Genomic DNA, 17,180 nt, shown 5'->3' with positions numbered 1-17,180 from the left:
GCCCCCGGTCTAACGGGGACCGGCGCGCCCGGCTTGAACGGACTTTGCCCGGTGCAGGATCGGTGGGGCGCCGGTCATCGCGGCGATCGACCGCGCCATATGCGCCTGGTCGGCGAACCCCTGGTCGGCGGCGAGATCGGCAAGACTGCCCTGCCAAGCATCGAGCGCAGTGAGCGCCTGCCGCGTCCGCGCCTCGAGCCGGAAACGCTTGGGGCTGACACCATAGGCTCGCGCGAAGCCGCGGCTGATCGACGCGGGGTTGAGCCCCATATGATCGGCCCAGTCGGCGAGCAATATGTCGGGATCGGCGGCGAGCGCCGCGGCGAGCAGGTCGGGCCAATCGTCGCGGCGCGCCGTGCCTATGCGGAAATGGTCGCGGACATAGTCGGCGGCCGCCTGCGGATCGCGTTCGGCGAGGCGCGCGGCGGTGTCGGGGTCGGCGATATGCCCCGCCCCCCGCGTGAATCCCTTTGCCACCGGAAGATTGAGCACCTGCGCCCCGCGCGCGCCAAAACGGTCCTGATGCGCAGTCCAGTCGCCGTGCACGACGACTGTTCCAACGCTGGCCGCGAGCCGGCCCTGATCGCCCGCTTCTTCATATTCGCCGCCGATTACCAGCGCGACATAGCCAAAGGCATGGCGGTGGCGCGGCAGGCTTTCGCCCGCCGCATGCCGGCCGATGCCGATCCCGCTCACCGCTCGCGAAGATCCGGCGGGGTTGCCTCGCCCTTCAGCATCGCGATCGCCTCGGCGAGCGGCATGATGCGCTGGCCGTCCTGCCCGAGGGTGCGGATCGCGACGGTGCCTTCCTCGGCCTCGCGATTTCCGACGACGAGCAGGTACGGGACCTTCGCGAGGCTGTGTTCGCGGACCTTGTAGTTGATCTTCTCGTTGCGGACATCGATCTCGGCGCGGATGCCCGCGGCGACGAGCTGCGCCACCGCGTCCTTGGCGTAAGCGTCGGCGTCCGACACGATCGTCGCGACCACCGCCTGCACCGGCGCGAGCCAGGTCGGGAAGCGGCCGGCGAAATGCTCGATCAGGATGCCGATGAAGCGTTCGTACGTGCCGAGGATCGCGCGGTGGAGCATAACCGGGCGGTGGCGCTCGCCATCTTCGCCGATATAGCTCGCATCGAGGCGTTCGGGCATCACGCGGTCGGACTGGATCGTCCCGCACTGCCACGTCCGGCCGATCGCGTCGGTCAGGTGGAATTCGAGCTTGGGCGCATAGAAAGCGCCCTCGCCCGGCAATTCTTCCCAGCCATAATCGTCGTTCGCCATCCCGGCGCGTTCGACGGCCTCGCGCAATTCCGCCTCGGCCTTGTCCCACATTTCTTCGGTGCCGAAGCGCATGTCGGGGCGGAGCGCGAGCTTCACCGCATATTTCTCGAACCCGAGCTGCTTGTAGACGCGGTCGAGAAGCGCGCAGAAATCGCGCACTTCGTCGACGATCTGGTCCTCGCGGCAGAAGATATGGCCGTCGTCCTGCGTGAACTGGCGCACGCGCATGATGCCGTGCAGCGCACCGTGCGGCTCGTTGCGGTGGCAGCAGCCCATTTCGGCCATGCGCAGCGGCAGGTCGCGATACGACTTCATGCCCTGACGGAAGATCAGGACGTGCGCGGGGCAGTTCATCGGCTTCAGCGCCATCCACTCGGCGCCGTCGGAGACGATCGGGCCGTCATCCTCGATGTTCGGCACCTCGTCGGGGATCACGAACATATTCTCGCGATATTTGCCCCAGTGGCCCGACTGTTCCCACTGGCGCGCGTCCATCACCTGCGGCGTCTTGACCTCGTGATAGCCCGAGCCGTCGATCGCGCGGCGCATATAGGCCTCGAGCTCGCGGTAGATGCGGTAGCCCTTGGGGTGCCAGAAGACGCTGCCATGCGCTTCTTCCTGCAGGTGGAACAGGTCCATCTCGCGCCCGATCTTGCGGTGGTCGCGCTTCGCGGCCTCTTCGAGACGGACGAGATGCTCGGCGAGCTGTTTCTTGTTGAGCCAGCCGGTGCCGTAGATACGGCTGAGCTGCGCATTCTTCTGATCGCCGCGCCAATAGGCGCCCGAAACGCGCGTCAGCTTGAACGCGGCAGGGTCGAGCTTGCCCGTCGAGGCGAGGTGCGGGCCGCGGCACATGTCCATCCAGCCGTCGCCCGACCGATAAACGGTGAGTTCCTCGCCCTGCGGCAGCTCGGCGGCCCATTCGGCCTTGAAGGTCTCGCCCTCGGCCGCCCATTTGGCGATCAGCTTGTCGCGCTCCCAGACCTCGCGCGTCAGCGGCAGGTCGGCGGCGATGATCTTGCGCATCTCCTCTTCGATCAGCGGCAGTTCGTCGTCGCGGAACGGGCCGCGATCGGCGGCGGGCGCGAAGTCGTAATAGAAGCCGTCGCCCGTCGAGGGGCCGAAGGTGATCTGCGTGCCGGGAAAGAGGTTCTGCACCGCTTCGGCGAGGACGTGCGCATAGTCGTGGCGGAAGAGTTCGAGCGCGTCGGCCTCGTCGCGGCTCGTCACCAGCGACAGGTTCGTGTCTTCGTCGAGCGGGCGCATGATGTCGCGCAGTTCGCCATCGATCTTCGCAGCAAGCGCAGCCTTCGCAAGGCCGGGTCCGATGTCGGCCGCAATCTGCAGCGCGGTAGTGCCGCGCACGACTTCACGGGCAGAGCCATCGGGAAGGGTGACGCGGATCATGTCGGACATCGAAACTATAGCCTTTCTGCGCAAAATTGCCGGGCTCCTTTGCCAGCATGCGATATGGGCGGCAAGGGGCGGATTCACAACAAAGCTTGCAATGATACAATGTATCATTATCTGGCATCGCGAGCCCCTCCCGCGAAAGAAACCCCATGTGCCTCCCCGCCGCGCGCCCGCGCCTTGCCGACCTGACGGGACTTGCCCTGTCGTTTACTTGCCTGCTCCACTGCCTTGCCCTGCCGCTCCTCCTCCTTCTGGCCCCGGCGCTCAGCCGCTGGATCGCGCTTCCCGAAGGCGTACATGCGGCGATCCTGCTGCTGGCCGTGCCCGCCGCCGCGGTCGCGATGCGCGACGGCTGGCGGCGGCATCGGCGGATCACGCCCGCGATACTCGCGGCCATAGGGCTGGGCCTGCTCGCGCTCGGCCTGTCGGCGCACGAGGGGTGGATCGCCGCCGCCGATCCCGAGGCGGCCGACCGCCTGTTGACCTCGGCTGGCGCGCTCACGCTTGCCGCCGCGCACCTCGTCAACTGGCGCTGGCGTCACCGGGGCGGCCCGCATAGACTGCGGGCATGACCGACGCCCCGCCGCTTCACAGCATCGCCGCGATCCTGCCGTGCACCGACCTCGACGCCAGCACCGCCTTCTATGAAAAGCTCGGTCTGTCGGTCGTCGGCGACTATGGCAGCTATCGCCTGCTCGAGGATGGCAAGGGGTGGCAGCTTCACCTGACCAACGAGTCGCCCGAAGGGTGGCTGGTGCCGGGGCAGAATCCGTTCGGGCTGTACCTCTACACCGAGCGCGTCGCGGAATTGGCCGAGAGCGTGCGCGACGCGATCCTCGAACGCGAAAAGGCGGCGACGCACAAGCCGTGGGGCATGTATGAATTCGCGCTGTCCGATCCCGACGAAACGCTGGTCCGCATCGGCTGGCCGAGCCGGTTGATCGGCTGAATCCTAATATTACCGTCATTCCCGCGAAGGCGGGAATCCCGCTTTGGGCCCACCCGCGTCAAGAAAGCGGGATCCCCGCCTTCGCGGGGATGACGGAGAGAATTAGGCCCCTGCAGCCCTGTCAATGAAACTTGACTTAATGTTGGAGCAAATGTAAAGGACCCTTGTCTATCAGATAAGGAAGTTTGACATGACCCAGAAGGCTGCGAAGATCGAAACCGGCTTCTCGGGCCGTCACCCGGCGTTGTGGGCGATCGCCTTCGCGGCGGCGCTGGCCGCCATCGCCTATTGCGAGTATCGCGGTTTTCTGGGCGGCTGGCGTTCGCTACCGTTTGTTGCAGCGGCGACACTGCTTCTCGTTCCACTGACGAAGGCGGCGAACAATCGGCAAGCCGCTGCAGGCGCGCTGTCGCCGGCGACGCGGCGATATAATCGGCGCATGCTGATCTGGTCGGTCGGTTATGTTCTGTGCCTGGGAACGGCGATGACCGTTCGCAACTATCTCGACCCGCAAGGCGCCCTGCTGTGGGGGATCGCGGTCCTGCCGTCGGTGCCGATGCTTTTCTTCGTGTGGACGCTGGCCCGCTATGTGGTCGAGGAAGAGGATGAATATCTGCGATATCGCCAGACCAGCGCCGCCCTGATCGGCCTCGCGCTCGTCCTCCTGGCCGGAACATTGTGGGGCTTTCTGGAAACGTTCGGCGTTGCCCCGCATGTGCCCGCCTGGTGGGTGGTGCCAGTCTGGGCGATCGGCCTGGGGCTGGGCCAGATGATCATGACATCGGCCGAACGGCGCGCGGACCGCTCGTGAAGAACCGCCTGAAGGTCCTGCGCGCCGAACGCGACTGGAGCCAGGGCGACCTCGCCGAGCGGCTTCAAGTGTCGCGTCAGTCGGTCAATGCGATCGAGACGGGCAAATATGACCCCTCGCTGCCGCTCGCCTTTCGCATCGCCGACCTGTTCGACATGCGGATCGAAGAGATTTTTCTGCGCGACTGACCGGCAACCTTGCTCCCCCGCCCCCGCCCCGCTAGGGCGGCGGCAGCCGGAAAGGAGCCGTCATCATGTTCAAGCGCCTGTTCGTCGACCATCCCAAGAGCGTCGATGAAAATTACATCGAGCATTTCGGCGTCGCGTCGAAATTCGGTGTGACAATGATCTATGGCGGCTTTTGCGCGCTCGTCCACGCGGTCGTTCCCGGCTGGTGCATCACCACGGGCAGCGACACGATCCAGCGGCTGAACCATATCATGGTCGAAAAGCGGCGCGCCAAGGGGCAGGCCGTGATGCAGATGAGCACGATCGACTGGGTCATCTGATCGGCGTGCGTTTCATCCACGCACTATATTCCCCGTTCGCATCGAGCGAAGTCGAGATGCCCCTCGGCTTGGCGCCATCTCGATGGGTGTCTCGACTTCGCTCGACACGAACGGGAATTGAGGGCCGAGCGTCGTGAACGACCCTACCGCTCCCGATTATCTCGACCGTTCGGGCCGACCGCGGCTCGCCTATCGCTATACGGCCGGCACCAAGCCGACGATCGTCTTCCTGCCCGGTTACATGTCCGACATGGCGGGCGGCAAGGCGACCGCGCTGTTCGATTGGGCCGCGGCCGAGGGCCACGCCTGCCTGCTGCTCGACTATGCCGGATGCGGGCTGTCGGACGGGTTGTTCGCGGAGCAAACGCTGCTCGACTGGCGCGGCGATGTGCTCGACCTGATCGACGCGAAGGCCGAGGGCCCGGTCGTCATCACCGGATCGTCGATGGGCGGGTGGCTGATGCTGCTTACCGCCTTGGCGCTCGTGCAGCGCGACGGGCCCGGCCGGGTGGCGGGACTCGTCGGGATCGCCGCGGCGCCCGATTTCACCGACTGGGGCTTCAGCGGCGCCGAGAAAGCGATCATCCTTGCCGAGGGCGCACTGGTCGAGGAAACGCCGTACAGCGACCAGCCCTATGTGACGACGCGCGGTTTCTTTCAGTCGGGCGAGGCGAACCGCCTGCTCGATGCCCAAATCCCCCTCACCTGCCCCGTCCGCCTGCTCCACGGCGAAGAGGATGGGGATGTGCCGTCCGATGTCAGCCTGCGCCTGTCGGCGGCGCTCGCGAGCGAAGATGTGCAGGTGACGCTGGTCAAGGGCGGCGACCACCGGCTGTCGCGCGATACCGACATCGGGCTGCTGATCGACACCGTCGCGCGGCTCACGACGAACTAGAGGAACATCATGGCCCGCAGCGACTTCAAATTCCACGTTACCAAGCGCGTCCGCTATGCCGAGATCGACGCGCAGGCGGTGGTGTTCAACAGCCGTTACCTCGAATATTTCGACATCGGGATCACCGAATATTGGCGCGGTGTCGGCGTTTACGACCGCTGGCCCGCGCACAGCAGTCCCGAATTCCACGTCGCGCGCGCCGAAGTCAATTATCGCGCGCCGATCCTGCTCGACGAGGAAATCGACATTTGCGTGCGTGCTTCGCGCGTCGGCACCAGCTCGATGACCTATTTGTTCGAACTGCACGGCGCGGGGAAAGACGATCTGCGCGCCGACGGACAGCTGATCTATGTCCATGTCGCCGAGGCGCAGGGTGCACCCGCACCAGTGCCCGACGAATTCCTATTCCTGTTCGAAGCGTTTGAAGCGCGCGCCCTTCGCGCCTAATATGGCGCCATGACCAAATATCTTCACACGATGATCCGCGTTTCGGATCCTGACGCGACCGTCGATTTCTTCAAGCTGATCGGGCTGGAGGAAACGCGCCGTTTCGACAATGAGGGCGGCCGCTTCACGCTGATCTTCCTCGCCGCCCCCGGACAGGGCGACGTGGCCGAGGTCGAGCTGACCTATAACTGGCCGCCCGCCGACGGCAGCGCGCCCGAAGACTATACGGGCGGCCGCAATTTCGGGCATCTCGCGTACCGCGTCGACGATATCTATGCGACGTGCCAGCGGCTGATGGACGCCGGGGTGACGATCAACCGCCCGCCGCGCGACGGCCATATGGCGTTCGTGCGCTCGCCCGACGGCATTTCGGTCGAACTGCTGCAGGAAGGTTACCTCGACCCCGCCGAACCCTGGGCCTCGATGCCCAACACCGGCGCCTGGTAGGAGCCGCGCGGTGCCGGGCCTGTTGATCAACATCGACGTGCCCGACCTCGCCGCTGGAGAGCATTTCTATACGCGGGCGCTCGGACTGACCGCGGCGCGGCGGTTCGACGACGACATCGTCGAACTGACCGGGTGCGAGGCGCCCATTTATCTGATCGTAAAACCCGCGGGGTCGGCGATCGGCCCCGGGGGCGGCGACTTTCGCCGCTACAACCGGCACTGGACGCCGGTGCATCCCGACTTTTCCGTCGCGAACCTCGACGACGCGGTCGCGCAGGCCTTGGCCGCGGGCGCGGTACAGGAAGGCGAGACATTGGCGCTGCCCTATGGCAGACAGGCGATGTTCGCCGATCCGTTCGGTAACGGATTCTGCCTGATCGAGTTCAACGCGCAGGGCTATGACGCCCTTCTGACCTGAGCAGGCGGATCAAGGTACCGGCGTTGCCGCTCCGTCTTGAAGGGGTGGGACGCTGGAAAGGAGATATCATGGCTGCGCTGGACATCGTCCGTATTCCCGTTCTCAGCGACAATTATGTCTGGCTGGTCCACGATCCCGCCAGCAAGGCGACGATGGTCGTCGACCCCGCGGTCGCCGAGCCGGTGCTCGAAGCCGCCGCCGCGCGCGGCTGGACGATCACCGATATCTGGAACACGCACTGGCACCCCGATCACACCGGCGGCAACGCCGCGATCAAGGAAGCAACGGGGTGCAAGATCACTGGTCCCGCGGCCGAATATGCGCGCATCCCGACGCTCGATGTACAGGTAAAGGGCGGCGACAAGGTGCGGCTCGGCGAACATGTCGCCGACGTCTGGGACGTGCCCGCGCACACCGCGGGGCATATCGCCTATCATTTCGCGGAGGGCGCCGCGATCTTCGTCGGCGACACGATGTTCGCGATGGGCTGCGGCCGCCTGTTCGAAGGCACCGCCGAGCAGATGTTCGCGAACATGCAGAAACTCGGCACGCTCGACGACGCGACGCGCGTTTATTGCGCGCACGAATATACGCTGTCGAACGCGCGCTTTGCGGTGACGGTCGAGCCCGACAATGCAGCGCTGGCCGAACGGCTCGCCGCGGTCGAATCCGCGCGCGCGGCGGGCGAGGCGACGGTGCCGACGAGCATCGGCGAAGAGCGCGCGACCAACCCCTTTTTGCGCGCGCCGAGCGCGGCCGAACTCGGCCGTATCCGCGCGCTCAAGGATGCGGCATGATGCCGCTTCAGCGCCCATTCATCCGTCCGGGCCATAATGGCCGATCTCAAGGAGCATATTCATGGCGAAGCTGAACCTGATGGCCGCCGCGCTGTTGACCGCGGCCGCGCCGCTGGTCGCAAGCTGCGCGCCCGCCGGTTCGGGCGAGCCCGGCGCCGCGGCGCTCACGCCCAAACAGGCCGAACGGCTCGACAAGCAGCTCGCGGGCAAGGTTCCGGGCGAACCCGTCCGCTGCCTTCCGAATTACCGAAGTAATGATACGATCCGCGTGTCGGACAGCATCTTGCTCTATCGTTCCGGCGGCAATCTGGTATACCGTAATGACTTGAAGAGTAGTTGCCCGGGTCTTGCCCGTGACAGCGACATCATGGTGGTGCGCCAGTTCGGGTCGTCGACCTGCGAAGGCGATTTCTTCCACCTGGTCGACCGGTCGAGCGGAATCCGCGGCCCGACGTGCGTTTTTGGCGAATTCGTCCCCTATCGCAAACCGGCGGGGGACAAAGGCTGAGCCTCAGGTTCAGTCGTGGGCGGGGTCCGGTTTGCGCCGAGCTCTTCGGGTCGCACCCCCGCCTGCTTATGCTCAAATCGAACCCCTACCCTTTAGGGGAGGGCAGCGAGACTTGGGAACGTGTTCCCTAGTCGCAGCGGGTGGGGTTCATCGGGGTAACGCGACCTCGACATGCCCCACCCCAACCCTCCCCTAAAGGGGAGGGGGCTTTAAGCCTTGTAAAGCGCCGCGATCTTGTCTTCGTAGACCTGCTTCAATATGTGGCGCCGGATCTTCATCGACGGCGTCATCTGCTCATTCTCGATCGTGAAGGGCTCGTCCGCAAAGTCGAATTTGCGGACCTTTTCGATCACCGAGAGCTGGCCGTTGACGCGGTCGACCGCGGCGCGCAGCGCGGTGCGGAATTTCTCATGCTCGCGCAGCCGCTCCAAATCCTTGGGCAAGCCTTCGGCCTCGGCCCATTCGGCCATCCATTCGGGATCGGGGACAAGGATGCCGACAAGGTGCGGGCGCTTGTCGCCATAGACCATCGCCTGCAGGATTTCGGGCTGGAGCGTCAGCATGCCCTCGACACGCTGCGGCGAGACATTGTCGCCCTTGTCGTTGACGATCAGATCCTTCTTGCGGTCGGTGATCACGATGCGGCCTTGCGCATCGATATGGCCGATGTCGCCGGTGTGGAGCCAGGCGCCTTTGTCCGGCTCCGCCGGATCCGGGACCAGCACGCGCTCGGTTTCGGCCTTGTTGCGCCAATAGCCCTTCATCACCAGCTCGCCGCGCACGAGGATTTCGCCGTCGTCGGCGATGCGCACCTCGGTGTTCATCAGCGGCGGGCCGACGGTGTCCATCTTGATCCCGGCGCTCGGGCGGTTGCAGCTGATCACCGGCCCCGCCTCGGTCTGGCCATAGCCCTGCAGCAAGGTCAGCCCGATCGAGTGGAAGAAGACGCCGATTTCGGGGTTGAGCGGCGCGCCGCCCGACACGAGCGCCTTCATCCGGCCGCCGAAGCGCTTGCCGATCTTGGGGCGGAACAAGCGGTCGAGGATCAGGTCGACCGGGCGGTCGAATACGCCCATGCGGCGCTCATAATCCTTTTCGCCGACGCGCAGCGCCTGGTTCAGCATCCAGTTCGCGAGCTTGCCCTGTTTCTCGACCGACTTGATCATCCGCGCGCGGATCACCTCGAACAGGCGCGGCACGACGACCATGATCGTCGGGCGCGTTTCCTCGATGTTCGAGACGAGCTTTTCGAGGCCTTCGCTGTAATAGATTTGCGCGCCAACCATGATCGGCAGGAACTGCCCGCCCGAATGTTCATAGGCGTGGCTGAGCGGCAGGAAGGAGAGGAACACCTCCTCGTCGCCGATACCGAAGTCGTTGACGAGCACTTCGGCGGCGCCCGCGGCATTGTGCAGGATCGCGCCATGATGCTGCATCACCCCGCGCGGCGCGCCGCCGGTGCCGCTGGTGTAGATGAGGCACGCGGTATCTTCGCGCTTCATCGCGGCGCCGCGCGCGCTGGTTTCTTCCAAATACGCCTCGCCGCCCTGCACGAGCGGACCCCAGTCGTGAACCGCAACCTCGCCGTGCTGGCCGACGCGCAAGCTCTCCATCGTGATCACGATATGCGCCTCGGAGCGCATCACCGCGGGCATCAGCGTGCGCGCGAGCTTCGCGGTCGAGACGATCACCGCCTTCGCGCCGCTGTTGTCGAGGATATGCTGGTGGTCGCGTTCGGTGTTGGTCGTATAGGTCGGCACGGTGATGCAGCCCGCGGCCATGATGCCAAGGTCGGCGATGCACCATTCGGGCCGGTTCTCGCTAACCAGCACCACCCGGTCGCCTTCCTTGAGGCCGAGTTCGCGCAGGCCGTGCGCGAGCGCCGAGACCTGGTTCGCGACCTGCCGCCAGCTCAGCGGATGCCAGGCGCGGTCGGCCTTGCGCCACAGAAAGGGATCTTCGCCGCCGCGCCCCGCACGGTCGAAGAACATCGCGACCAGACTCGAAAAATGGTCGAGATGGGGATTTTCAAGCTTCATTCTGCCTCTCTCCAGGGAGATTTCATTGCTTTCTTATTATTGTCGTTGATCAATTCTGCGCTGGCGCCCCGTCGATCGACGAGCTGCCGGGTCCGCGCGGGTCGGCGGCGCCGCGCCAACCCGCACTGGTGCGTTCAACCGCGTTGAGCTTCGACCCGAGGCTGGTCGCCGTGAAGCTGTAGCCAAAAGGTTTCATCTTCGCGGCGATCGCCTTGCCCGCCTCGTTATTCTCGATCAGCACACCCTGGCGGCCGAAGAAAAGGTTGGGAAGCTCCATCGCCTGTTTGGCGTCGAGCCCCCAGTCGAGCACGCCGACGAGCACCTTGGTCACATGCATGATGATGCGCTTGCCGCCCGCCGAGCCGACCGCGAGCACGACCTTGCCGTCGGGGCCATAGACGACCGTCGGCGACATCGAGGAGAGCGGACGCTTGCCCGCTTCGACGCGGTTCGCGGTCGGCACCCCGCCCTCGGTCGGCGCGAGGTCGAAGTCGGTGAGTTCGTTGTTGAGGAAATAGCCGTTCGCCATCAGCTGGCTGCCGAAGATGCTTTCGATCGTCGAGGTCATCGACACAAGATTGCCGTCCTTGTCGGCAGTCACGAAATGCGTCGTCCCCTGCTCCTCAACCGGCGGCGCGGCAGCGCGCGGCTTCGCGCCCGGCGGCACACCGGGTTCATATTTGCCCGCGGCGCCAAAGGGCGAGATCAGCTGGCGGCGCTCGGCGAGATAGCTTTTGTCGAGCAATCCCTTCACCGGCACGTCGACAAAATCGCCGTCGCCGAGATAGGCGGCGCGGTCGGCATAGGAGAGCTGCATCGCCTCCGAGAGCAGATGCCAGCTCATCGGATTGTCCTTGCCCATCGCTTTCATGTCCCAGCCCTCGATCATACCGAGGATGCCGAAGACGGTGGTCGCGCCCGACGAGGGCGGGCCCATACCGCACACCTTGTAAACGCGGTAGGTGGTGCAGACCGCGGGGCGTTCCTTCGCCTTATAGGCGGCGATATCCTTGACGGTCAGCTGGCTCGGGTGGCGCGGCGCCTTGGCGACGGCGTCGCTGATCGCCCTGGCATTGGCGCCGGCGTAAAATGCGTCAGGCCCGCGCGCCGCAATGTCGCGGAGCAGCTTGGCGTAGGCGGGGTTCTTGATCCGCGTGCCGACCGGCGCAGGCTTGCCGTCGACATAATAGATCGCCTGCGGGGCGGGAAATTCCTTCCACATCGGCTCGAACTGGACGAGCCAATTGTTGAGCGCCGGGGTGACGATGAAGCCTTCTTCGGCAAGCTTGATCGCGGGCTGGAACAGCGCCTTCCATTCGAGCTTGCCCCATTTCTTGTGCGCCATTTCCATCAGGCGCACATTGCCGGGGACGCCGACCGACAGCCCGCCCGGAATGACATCCATATAGCCGCGTGCCTTGCCATCGGGTCCGAGGAAGCGGTCGGGCTTTGCCGCGGCGGGCGCCATTTCGCGCCCGTCGATCGTCGAGATGCTGCCATCCTTGGCATTGTGGTGAACCATGAAGCCGCCGCCGCCGATTCCGCTCGACTGCGGTTCGACGAGGGTCAGCACCGCGACCATCGCGACCGCGGCGTCGGCAGCGGTGCCGCCCTGGTGCAAAATCTCGCGCCCCGCCTCGGTCGCGCGTGGATCGGCGGACGAGGTGACGCCCTGCGCGAGCGCGGGCGAGGAGACGGTGACGGAAAGAAGGGCGGCGAGCGGGAGGAATTTTTTCAACATAGGCGCGACATTGGCGCGGAGGTCGAGGTAGCGCAACCCCAACCGCTCCTCCCTGTGCCGCAGGCATAGGGAGGTGGCAGCGCGAAGCGCTGACGGAGGGGCAATCGCGCGACGTCGCCGCCCCTCCACCACTCATCTGCGATGAGCGGTCCCCCTCCCCATCGCTTCGCGACAGGGAGGATCTAGTGGTCCGTCCCCACCGCGTCCGACACGCGCGCGAAGCCGTCGCGCGCCGCGAGCTTTTCGAGGCCATGCGCGATCCGGCCCGCGAGGCCGGGGCCTTCATAGACCATCGCCGAATAGATCTGGACCAGGCTGGCGCCCGCGCGGATGCGCTCCCACGCCTGTTCCGCCGATGCGATCCCGCCCGCGGCGACGAGCGGAAGCTTGCCGCCGCTCGCGGTGCGGAAATCCCGAACGCGTTGCAGCGCGAGTCCCGCGAGCGGCGCGCCCGAGAGACCGCCCGCTTCCTCCGCATGGCGCGATGCGAGCGCGGGACGCACGATCGTCGTGTTCGACACGATGACCGCCGCCAGCCCCTTGTCGAACGCGACGGCGACAATGTCGTCGATGTCGGCGGGCTCGAGGTCGGGGGCGACCTTCAGGAACACCGGCTTCGCCGCGCCCGCGGGCTGCGCCGCGGCGACGCCGTCGAGCAAGGCTTCGAGCGCGCCCTTGTCCTGCAAGGCACGAAGGCCGGGCGTGTTCGGCGAGCTGATATTGACCGTCAGATAGTCGGCAAGCGGCGCCATCGCGGCGGTGCCCTTCGCATAGTCGGCGATGCGGTCGGCGCTGTCCTTGTTCGCGCCGATGTTGATGCCGAGCGGCACCGGCAGGCCATAACGGCGCAGGCAGGCGATGCGCTCGGCCGCCTTTTCCTGCCCGCCATTGTTGAAGCCCATGCGGTTGATCACCGCCTGATCCTCGACGAGGCGGAACAGGCGCGGGCGCGGATTGCCCTCCTGCGGCAGCGGGGTCAGCGTGCCGACCTCGACGAAGCCGAAGCCGAAATGCGGCATCACGTGCGCGACGCGCGCATCCTTGTCGAAGCCGGGGGCGAGGCCGACGGGGTTCGGGAATTTGAGACCCGCAAGCTCGGTCGCGAGCGCCGGACTGGTCAGCGCATGGCGCGCGCGCGGCAGCGGCTGGAGCGCGCTGAGCGTAAGGTTGTGCGCGGCCTCGCCATCGGTGGCGTGGACGATCGGGCGGACGAGCGCATAGGCGCTATCGGTGAGCGAGGCGAAGAGCGACATGGCCCCGCCATTGCGCGCGCGATGACGCTATGGCAAGCCCCGTCCGCATCGGAAAAACCGGGAGAAATTCGTGTCGCACCTCAAGATTATCGCTCGCCTGTCCACCGGCCTCGCGCTGCTCGCCGTCGCGGGCTGCGCCCCGGCCGCCGTGCAGGAAGCGCCCGCGACCGTCGCGGCGGCACCCGCGCCCGATGCCGCGCCGGCCGGGGCCAACCTTGCGCAATTCTTCGACAATTATGATGCGGCGCAGCTGTCGCTTTCGCCCGAAGCCAAGGCGCGCCGCGGGATTCGCGATGGCGATTATGGCAAATGGAACGACGTCTCCGACGAGACCGCTGTTGCGAACCACAAGCTGCAGCAGGCGACCGCCGCCGCGATGCGCGGGAGCTATGACCCGGCGAAGCTCACCGCCGACGAGGTTCTGTCGTTCGAGCTGTTCAACACGCAGGCCGCGCGCGCCGAGCGCCTGTTCCCGTTCCGCGACCACGGTTATGTCTTCGACCAGATGAACGGCGCGCAGAGCCAGCTCCCCGCTTTCCTGATCAACATCCACCGCGTCGCCAGCGTCGCCGAGGCCGAAGCCTATGTCGAGCGCATCCGCGGGCTCGGCCCGATCCTCGACGCGCTGTCGGCGCAGTCGGCCGAGCGCGCGAAGAAGGGCATCCAGCCGCCGAAGTGGGTCTATGCCTATCTGATCTCCGACATCGGCAATTTGCAGAAGCCCGACAATGCGGTGGTCGAGGATATCACGGCGAAGGTCGGCAAGCTTGCCATCGACGATGCCGAAAAGGCGCGGCTGATCGCGTCGGCCAAGGCGGCGTGGAGCGAAAGCGCGGGCCCCGCCTATGGCCGCCTGCTCGTGGAGATGAAGCGCCAGCAGGCGAGCGCGCCGACGCAGGACGGCGTGTGGCGCCTGCCCGACGGCAAAGCCTATTATGAGGCGCTGCTCGCCAATTACACGACGACCGACATGACCGCGACCGAGATTCACGACCTCGGCCTCGCCGAAGTCGCGCGCATCCATGGCGAGATGAAGACGATCATGGCGCAGGTCGGCTTCAAGGGCACGCTCCAGCAATTCTTCGCGCATCTGCGCACGAGCCCGCAATATTATTACACCACCCGTGAAGCCTATCTGGCCGACGTCGACGCCAAGGTGAAGGCGATGGAGGCGCGGCTGCCCGCCTTCTTCAACACGCTGCCCAAGGCGCATCTGCAGGTGAAGGCGGTCGAGGCGTTCCGCGAGAAATCGGCGGGCAAGGCCTTCTACCAGTCGCCCTCGCCCGATGGGTCGCGGCCGGGCACCTATTATGTCAATCTCTATGACCTGCGCGATATGTCGAAGACCGAGCTTGAGGCGCTCGCCTATCATGAGGGCGTTCCGGGGCATCATTTGCAGCGCGCGGTGCAGACCGAGCTGACCGGGCTGCCGCCCTTCCGCCGCTTCGGCGGCTTCACCGCCTATACCGAAGGCTGGGGCCTCTATACCGAGGAACTCGCCAAGGACATGGGCTTCTACACCGATCCGTACAGCGATTTCGGGCGGCTCGGCATGGAGCTGTGGCGCGCGTGCCGGCTCGTCGTCGACACCGGGATTCACGACAAGCGCTGGAGCCGCGAGCAGGCGATCCAGTACCTCAAGGACAATACGCCCAATCCGCAGGGCGACATCGAAAAGGCGATCGAGCGCTATATCGTCTATCCGGGTCAGGCGACCGCCTATCTGATCGGCAAGCTCAAGATCATGGAGCTGCGCGGCCGCGCGCAGGCGGCACTCGGCGACAAGTTCGATTTCCGGACCTTCCACGACGTCGTGCTCGAATCGGGCCCGGTGCCGCTCGACGTGCTCGAGCGGCGCGTCGACGTCTGGATCGCGGCGCAGAAAGGTTAAGCTAATTGACGATTGGCGCTTGACGCGCGGGGCCGAAACGCAAATGATTTGATCCAGAAAAATAAGGCAGCCGGGTCACGGTTGCCAAAGGTCTGGGTCTTCATGTCGGATATTACTTCCTCGCCCGCGGGCGTGGACGGCAGCGCGCCGTTCGAACTGCACTATTTCCCGCCCGATCCCGATCTGGCGGAGATGGTGTCGAGCTTTTATTTCGCGCGCGTCAACATGCCGCGTTTCGACGAATATGAGCGCGCCGACCGCCCGCAGTTCCGCTTCGTCACCGCTGCCGACGGCGAATATGTCTTCGCCGACGATCACCGCGCGCCGGTCTGCCGGGCGAATATCGTCGGACCGACGAGCGGGCGGGTGCGCGCGATCAGCAATTGCCCGACGCAGATGTTCGGATTCGGCATGCTGCCCGCGGGCTGGGCGGCTTTGATGGGCGCCGATGCCGACAAGCTGACCGACCGCGCGATGAACGCCGCCGACCTGTTCGGCCCGTGGATTGACGAGGTCGCGACCGCGCTGGAAAGTGCCGCCAGCGTCGAGGAAAAGCTGGTCATCGGCAATAATTTCGCGCGCGAGGTGCTGACGCGGGGCGAAACCGCGCCGATGTGGTTCATCCGCACCGTCGATGGATGGCTCACCGGATCGCCCTCGCCGCAGGTTCCCGAACTGGTCGAGGCGACGGGCATGTCGATCCGCTCGGTCGAGCGCATGACCAAACATTATTACGGGCTGTCGCCGCGCATGCTCGCGCGCAAATATCGCGCGGTGCGCGCCGCGTCGGCGCTGGCGCGCGGCGAAGGGCTCGACGCCGCGCAGCTCGGCGACGCCTTTTACGACCAGTCGCACCTGATCCGCGAGATCAAGCGCTTTGCCGGCGCCACGCCAGGTCAGCTCGGCAAGCCGACCAGCTATACCGAGGCGACGACCAAGGGCCGCAAGCAGCTCGCCGGAAGGGTCAGCCCGCTCGTTTCGGAAACATAGGGTCCGTACTGGCGCCGGAACCCGCGTTAACCTTCAAAAATTATCTGTCCCGTCGTTTTGGCGTTTTCATCCAATCACGAATCGTCGCCCGGGCATAATCCCCCGTTGCGACCCAGAAGAGCTCATCCTCTGACGAGGACTTGAGACCTTCATCTTGGCACTCATTTGGCTTTGGCCGGATGGGTGCCTTTTTTTTCTTGGCGACCGAATAGCGCCCATTGGTTGCGCCGCACAAAAGCCTCGCCTATATAAGTGGAGTAATTCGCTCCAGTTAGGAATCGTTCGCAACTGCGACGGAAAAATACGATGCGCCTGTCCAACCTTGCCGATTATGCCGTGGTGCTGATGAGCGCCGCCGCCCGCCAGTGCGGGTCGGTGCCGATTCACGCGGGCATGCTGGCCGAACAGACCGGCATTCCGGGGCCGACGGCGCAGAAGCTGGTGAGCCAGCTCGCACGCGCAGGCCTGCTCGTCGCGTCGCGCGGCAGCGGCGGCGGGGTTCGGCTCGCGCGGCCCGCGGCGGCGATCAACGTCGCCGAGATCATCGAAGCGGTCGAAGGACCGATCGCGCTGACCGCCTGCGTCGCCGAAGGACGCCACGATTGCTCGCTCGAGGGTAGCTGCAAGGTGCAGCCGCATTGGGGCGTCGTGAACGGCGCGGTGCGCGGTGCGCTGGCTGAGATTAGTTTGGCGACGCTATCCGTCGCCCCTGCGAAGGCAGGGGCCGCTGTAAATACAGCACAGCCCTTGCCGACAACGGCCCCCGCCTTCGCGGGGGCGACGAGTTAGA

19 protein-coding genes are annotated in these 17,180 nt (G+C 65.6%); 14 read left to right on the top strand and 5 right to left on the bottom strand.

Translation table 11 applies throughout. From position 1 onward, the window contains the following. Positions 1 to 9: 9 nt before the first annotated feature. Positions 10 to 696: a helix-turn-helix domain-containing protein gene (locus J2X38_RS05885; RefSeq protein ID WP_310252187.1), complete on the bottom strand. Its 687-nt coding sequence runs from the start codon at positions 694 to 696 to the stop codon at positions 10 to 12. Then, complete coding sequence (gene thrS / locus J2X38_RS05880; protein ID WP_310252185.1) at positions 693 to 2,699, bottom strand: threonine--tRNA ligase; 2,007 nt, start codon at positions 2,697 to 2,699, stop codon at positions 693 to 695. Before thrS ends, J2X38_RS05885 begins: the two co-directional genes overlap by 4 nt. A gap of 146 nt (positions 2,700 to 2,845) precedes the next feature. Here thrS and J2X38_RS05875 point away from each other — a divergent pair, with 146 nt between their 5' ends. The 11 genes from J2X38_RS05875 (at position 2,846) to J2X38_RS05825 (ending at position 8,476) form a co-directional block, all read left to right on the top strand. Beyond that, on the top strand, positions 2,846 to 3,268 hold the full coding sequence (locus J2X38_RS05875; RefSeq protein WP_310252183.1) for a MerC family mercury resistance protein: 423 nt from the start codon (positions 2,846 to 2,848) through the stop codon (positions 3,266 to 3,268). After that, positions 3,265 to 3,645: a VOC family protein gene (locus J2X38_RS05870; protein ID WP_310252181.1), complete on the top strand. Its 381-nt coding sequence runs from the start codon at positions 3,265 to 3,267 to the stop codon at positions 3,643 to 3,645. The genes J2X38_RS05875 and J2X38_RS05870 overlap by 4 nt, the downstream gene beginning before the upstream one ends. 190 nt (positions 3,646 to 3,835) lie before the next feature. Beyond that, positions 3,836 to 4,456, top strand: a complete 621-nt coding sequence (locus tag J2X38_RS05865; RefSeq protein ID WP_310252179.1) for a hypothetical protein — start codon at positions 3,836 to 3,838, stop codon at positions 4,454 to 4,456. Next, positions 4,453 to 4,644, top strand: coding sequence for a helix-turn-helix transcriptional regulator (locus tag J2X38_RS05860; RefSeq protein ID WP_058536585.1), 192 nt, complete (start codon positions 4,453 to 4,455; stop codon positions 4,642 to 4,644). Before J2X38_RS05865 ends, J2X38_RS05860 begins: the two co-directional genes overlap by 4 nt. Before the next feature lie 65 nt (positions 4,645 to 4,709). Next, entirely contained in the window at positions 4,710 to 4,964 is a 255-nt protein-coding gene (locus tag J2X38_RS05855; protein ID WP_310252176.1) for a DUF6356 family protein, read from the top strand. A gap of 133 nt (positions 4,965 to 5,097) precedes the next feature. Further along, positions 5,098 to 5,859, top strand: coding sequence for an alpha/beta hydrolase (locus J2X38_RS05850; RefSeq protein WP_310252174.1), 762 nt, complete (start codon positions 5,098 to 5,100; stop codon positions 5,857 to 5,859). Positions 5,860 to 5,868: 9 nt separating this feature from the next. After that, positions 5,869 to 6,306 carry a thioesterase family protein gene (locus tag J2X38_RS05845; protein WP_058536586.1) on the top strand — a complete coding sequence of 146 codons (438 nt, stop codon included), beginning with the start codon at positions 5,869 to 5,871 and terminating at the stop codon, positions 6,304 to 6,306. Between the two features lie 9 nt (positions 6,307 to 6,315). Continuing rightward, entirely contained in the window at positions 6,316 to 6,753 is a 438-nt protein-coding gene (locus J2X38_RS05840; protein ID WP_137893620.1) for a VOC family protein, read from the top strand. Between the two features lie 10 nt (positions 6,754 to 6,763). Then, positions 6,764 to 7,171 carry a VOC family protein gene (locus tag J2X38_RS05835; protein ID WP_310252170.1) on the top strand — a complete coding sequence of 136 codons (408 nt, stop codon included), beginning with the start codon at positions 6,764 to 6,766 and terminating at the stop codon, positions 7,169 to 7,171. Between the two features lie 68 nt (positions 7,172 to 7,239). Continuing rightward, entirely contained in the window at positions 7,240 to 7,968 is a 729-nt protein-coding gene (gloB, locus tag J2X38_RS05830; RefSeq protein WP_310252168.1) for a hydroxyacylglutathione hydrolase, read from the top strand. Positions 7,969 to 8,029: 61 nt separating this feature from the next. After that, entirely contained in the window at positions 8,030 to 8,476 is a 447-nt protein-coding gene (locus J2X38_RS05825; RefSeq protein WP_052187219.1) for a hypothetical protein, read from the top strand. A 209-nt stretch (positions 8,477 to 8,685) separates the two neighbouring features. Here J2X38_RS05825 and J2X38_RS05820 read toward each other — a convergent pair whose 3' ends face one another. The 3 genes from J2X38_RS05820 to J2X38_RS05810 all read right to left on the bottom strand — a co-directional run bounded on the left by J2X38_RS05820 (position 8,686) and on the right by J2X38_RS05810 (position 13,509). Beyond that, a complete protein-coding gene (locus tag J2X38_RS05820) occupies positions 8,686 to 10,515 on the bottom strand; it encodes an AMP-dependent synthetase/ligase (protein WP_310252165.1) in 1,830 nt (609 codons plus the stop codon). Between the two features lie 49 nt (positions 10,516 to 10,564). After that, the gene (gene ggt / locus J2X38_RS05815; RefSeq protein ID WP_310310661.1) at positions 10,565 to 12,256 is read right to left on the bottom strand and encodes a gamma-glutamyltransferase; all 1,692 of its coding nucleotides are present in this window, start codon (positions 12,254 to 12,256) and stop codon (positions 10,565 to 10,567) included. A gap of 182 nt (positions 12,257 to 12,438) precedes the next feature. Continuing rightward, on the bottom strand, positions 12,439 to 13,509 hold the full coding sequence (locus J2X38_RS05810; RefSeq protein WP_310252161.1) for a quinone-dependent dihydroorotate dehydrogenase: 1,071 nt from the start codon (positions 13,507 to 13,509) through the stop codon (positions 12,439 to 12,441). Positions 13,510 to 13,579: 70 nt separating this feature from the next. Here J2X38_RS05810 and J2X38_RS05805 point away from each other — a divergent pair, with 70 nt between their 5' ends. From J2X38_RS05805 to J2X38_RS05795, 3 genes are all read left to right on the top strand, one after another. Further along, a complete protein-coding gene (locus tag J2X38_RS05805; protein ID WP_310252159.1) occupies positions 13,580 to 15,400 on the top strand; it encodes a DUF885 domain-containing protein in 1,821 nt (606 codons plus the stop codon). A gap of 102 nt (positions 15,401 to 15,502) precedes the next feature. Then, a complete protein-coding gene (locus J2X38_RS05800; protein ID WP_310252157.1) occupies positions 15,503 to 16,390 on the top strand; it encodes a helix-turn-helix domain-containing protein in 888 nt (295 codons plus the stop codon). Between the two features lie 306 nt (positions 16,391 to 16,696). Continuing rightward, on the top strand, positions 16,697 to 17,179 hold the full coding sequence (locus J2X38_RS05795) for an Rrf2 family transcriptional regulator (RefSeq protein WP_058536591.1): 483 nt from the start codon (positions 16,697 to 16,699) through the stop codon (positions 17,177 to 17,179). The last annotated feature ends 1 nt before the right edge of the window (position 17,180 follow it).

The organism is Sphingopyxis sp. BE235 (genome assembly GCF_031457175.1).
In the GTDB taxonomy this organism is placed as follows: Bacteria; Pseudomonadota; Alphaproteobacteria; order Sphingomonadales; family Sphingomonadaceae; genus Sphingopyxis.
This window is presented reverse-complemented; position numbering and strand designations above follow the sequence as displayed.

What these genes read in the sequence shown, in the direction of transcription:
- J2X38_RS05840 (WP_137893620.1), top strand. Translation starts at nt 6,316, where the DNA reads ATGACCAAATATCTTCACACGATGATCCGCGTTTCGGATCCTGACGCG.
- J2X38_RS05820 (WP_310252165.1), bottom strand. Translation starts at nt 10,515, where the DNA reads ATGAAGCTTGAAAATCCCCATCTCGACCATTTTTCGAGTCTGGTCGCG.
- J2X38_RS05875 (WP_310252183.1), top strand. Translation starts at nt 2,846, where the DNA reads ATGTGCCTCCCCGCCGCGCGCCCGCGCCTTGCCGACCTGACGGGACTT.
- gloB (WP_310252168.1), top strand. Translation starts at nt 7,240, where the DNA reads ATGGCTGCGCTGGACATCGTCCGTATTCCCGTTCTCAGCGACAATTAT.
- J2X38_RS05795 (WP_058536591.1), top strand. Translation starts at nt 16,697, where the DNA reads ATGCGCCTGTCCAACCTTGCCGATTATGCCGTGGTGCTGATGAGCGCC.
- J2X38_RS05855 (WP_310252176.1), top strand. Translation starts at nt 4,710, where the DNA reads ATGTTCAAGCGCCTGTTCGTCGACCATCCCAAGAGCGTCGATGAAAAT.
- J2X38_RS05845 (WP_058536586.1), top strand. Translation starts at nt 5,869, where the DNA reads ATGGCCCGCAGCGACTTCAAATTCCACGTTACCAAGCGCGTCCGCTAT.
- J2X38_RS05825 (WP_052187219.1), top strand. Translation starts at nt 8,030, where the DNA reads ATGGCGAAGCTGAACCTGATGGCCGCCGCGCTGTTGACCGCGGCCGCG.
- ggt (WP_310310661.1), bottom strand. Translation starts at nt 12,256, where the DNA reads ATGTTGAAAAAATTCCTCCCGCTCGCCGCCCTTCTTTCCGTCACCGTC.
- J2X38_RS05865 (WP_310252179.1), top strand. Translation starts at nt 3,836, where the DNA reads ATGACCCAGAAGGCTGCGAAGATCGAAACCGGCTTCTCGGGCCGTCAC.
- J2X38_RS05870 (WP_310252181.1), top strand. Translation starts at nt 3,265, where the DNA reads ATGACCGACGCCCCGCCGCTTCACAGCATCGCCGCGATCCTGCCGTGC.
- J2X38_RS05800 (WP_310252157.1), top strand. Translation starts at nt 15,503, where the DNA reads ATGTCGGATATTACTTCCTCGCCCGCGGGCGTGGACGGCAGCGCGCCG.
- thrS (WP_310252185.1), bottom strand. Translation starts at nt 2,699, where the DNA reads ATGTCCGACATGATCCGCGTCACCCTTCCCGATGGCTCTGCCCGTGAA.
- J2X38_RS05810 (WP_310252161.1), bottom strand. Translation starts at nt 13,509, where the DNA reads ATGTCGCTCTTCGCCTCGCTCACCGATAGCGCCTATGCGCTCGTCCGC.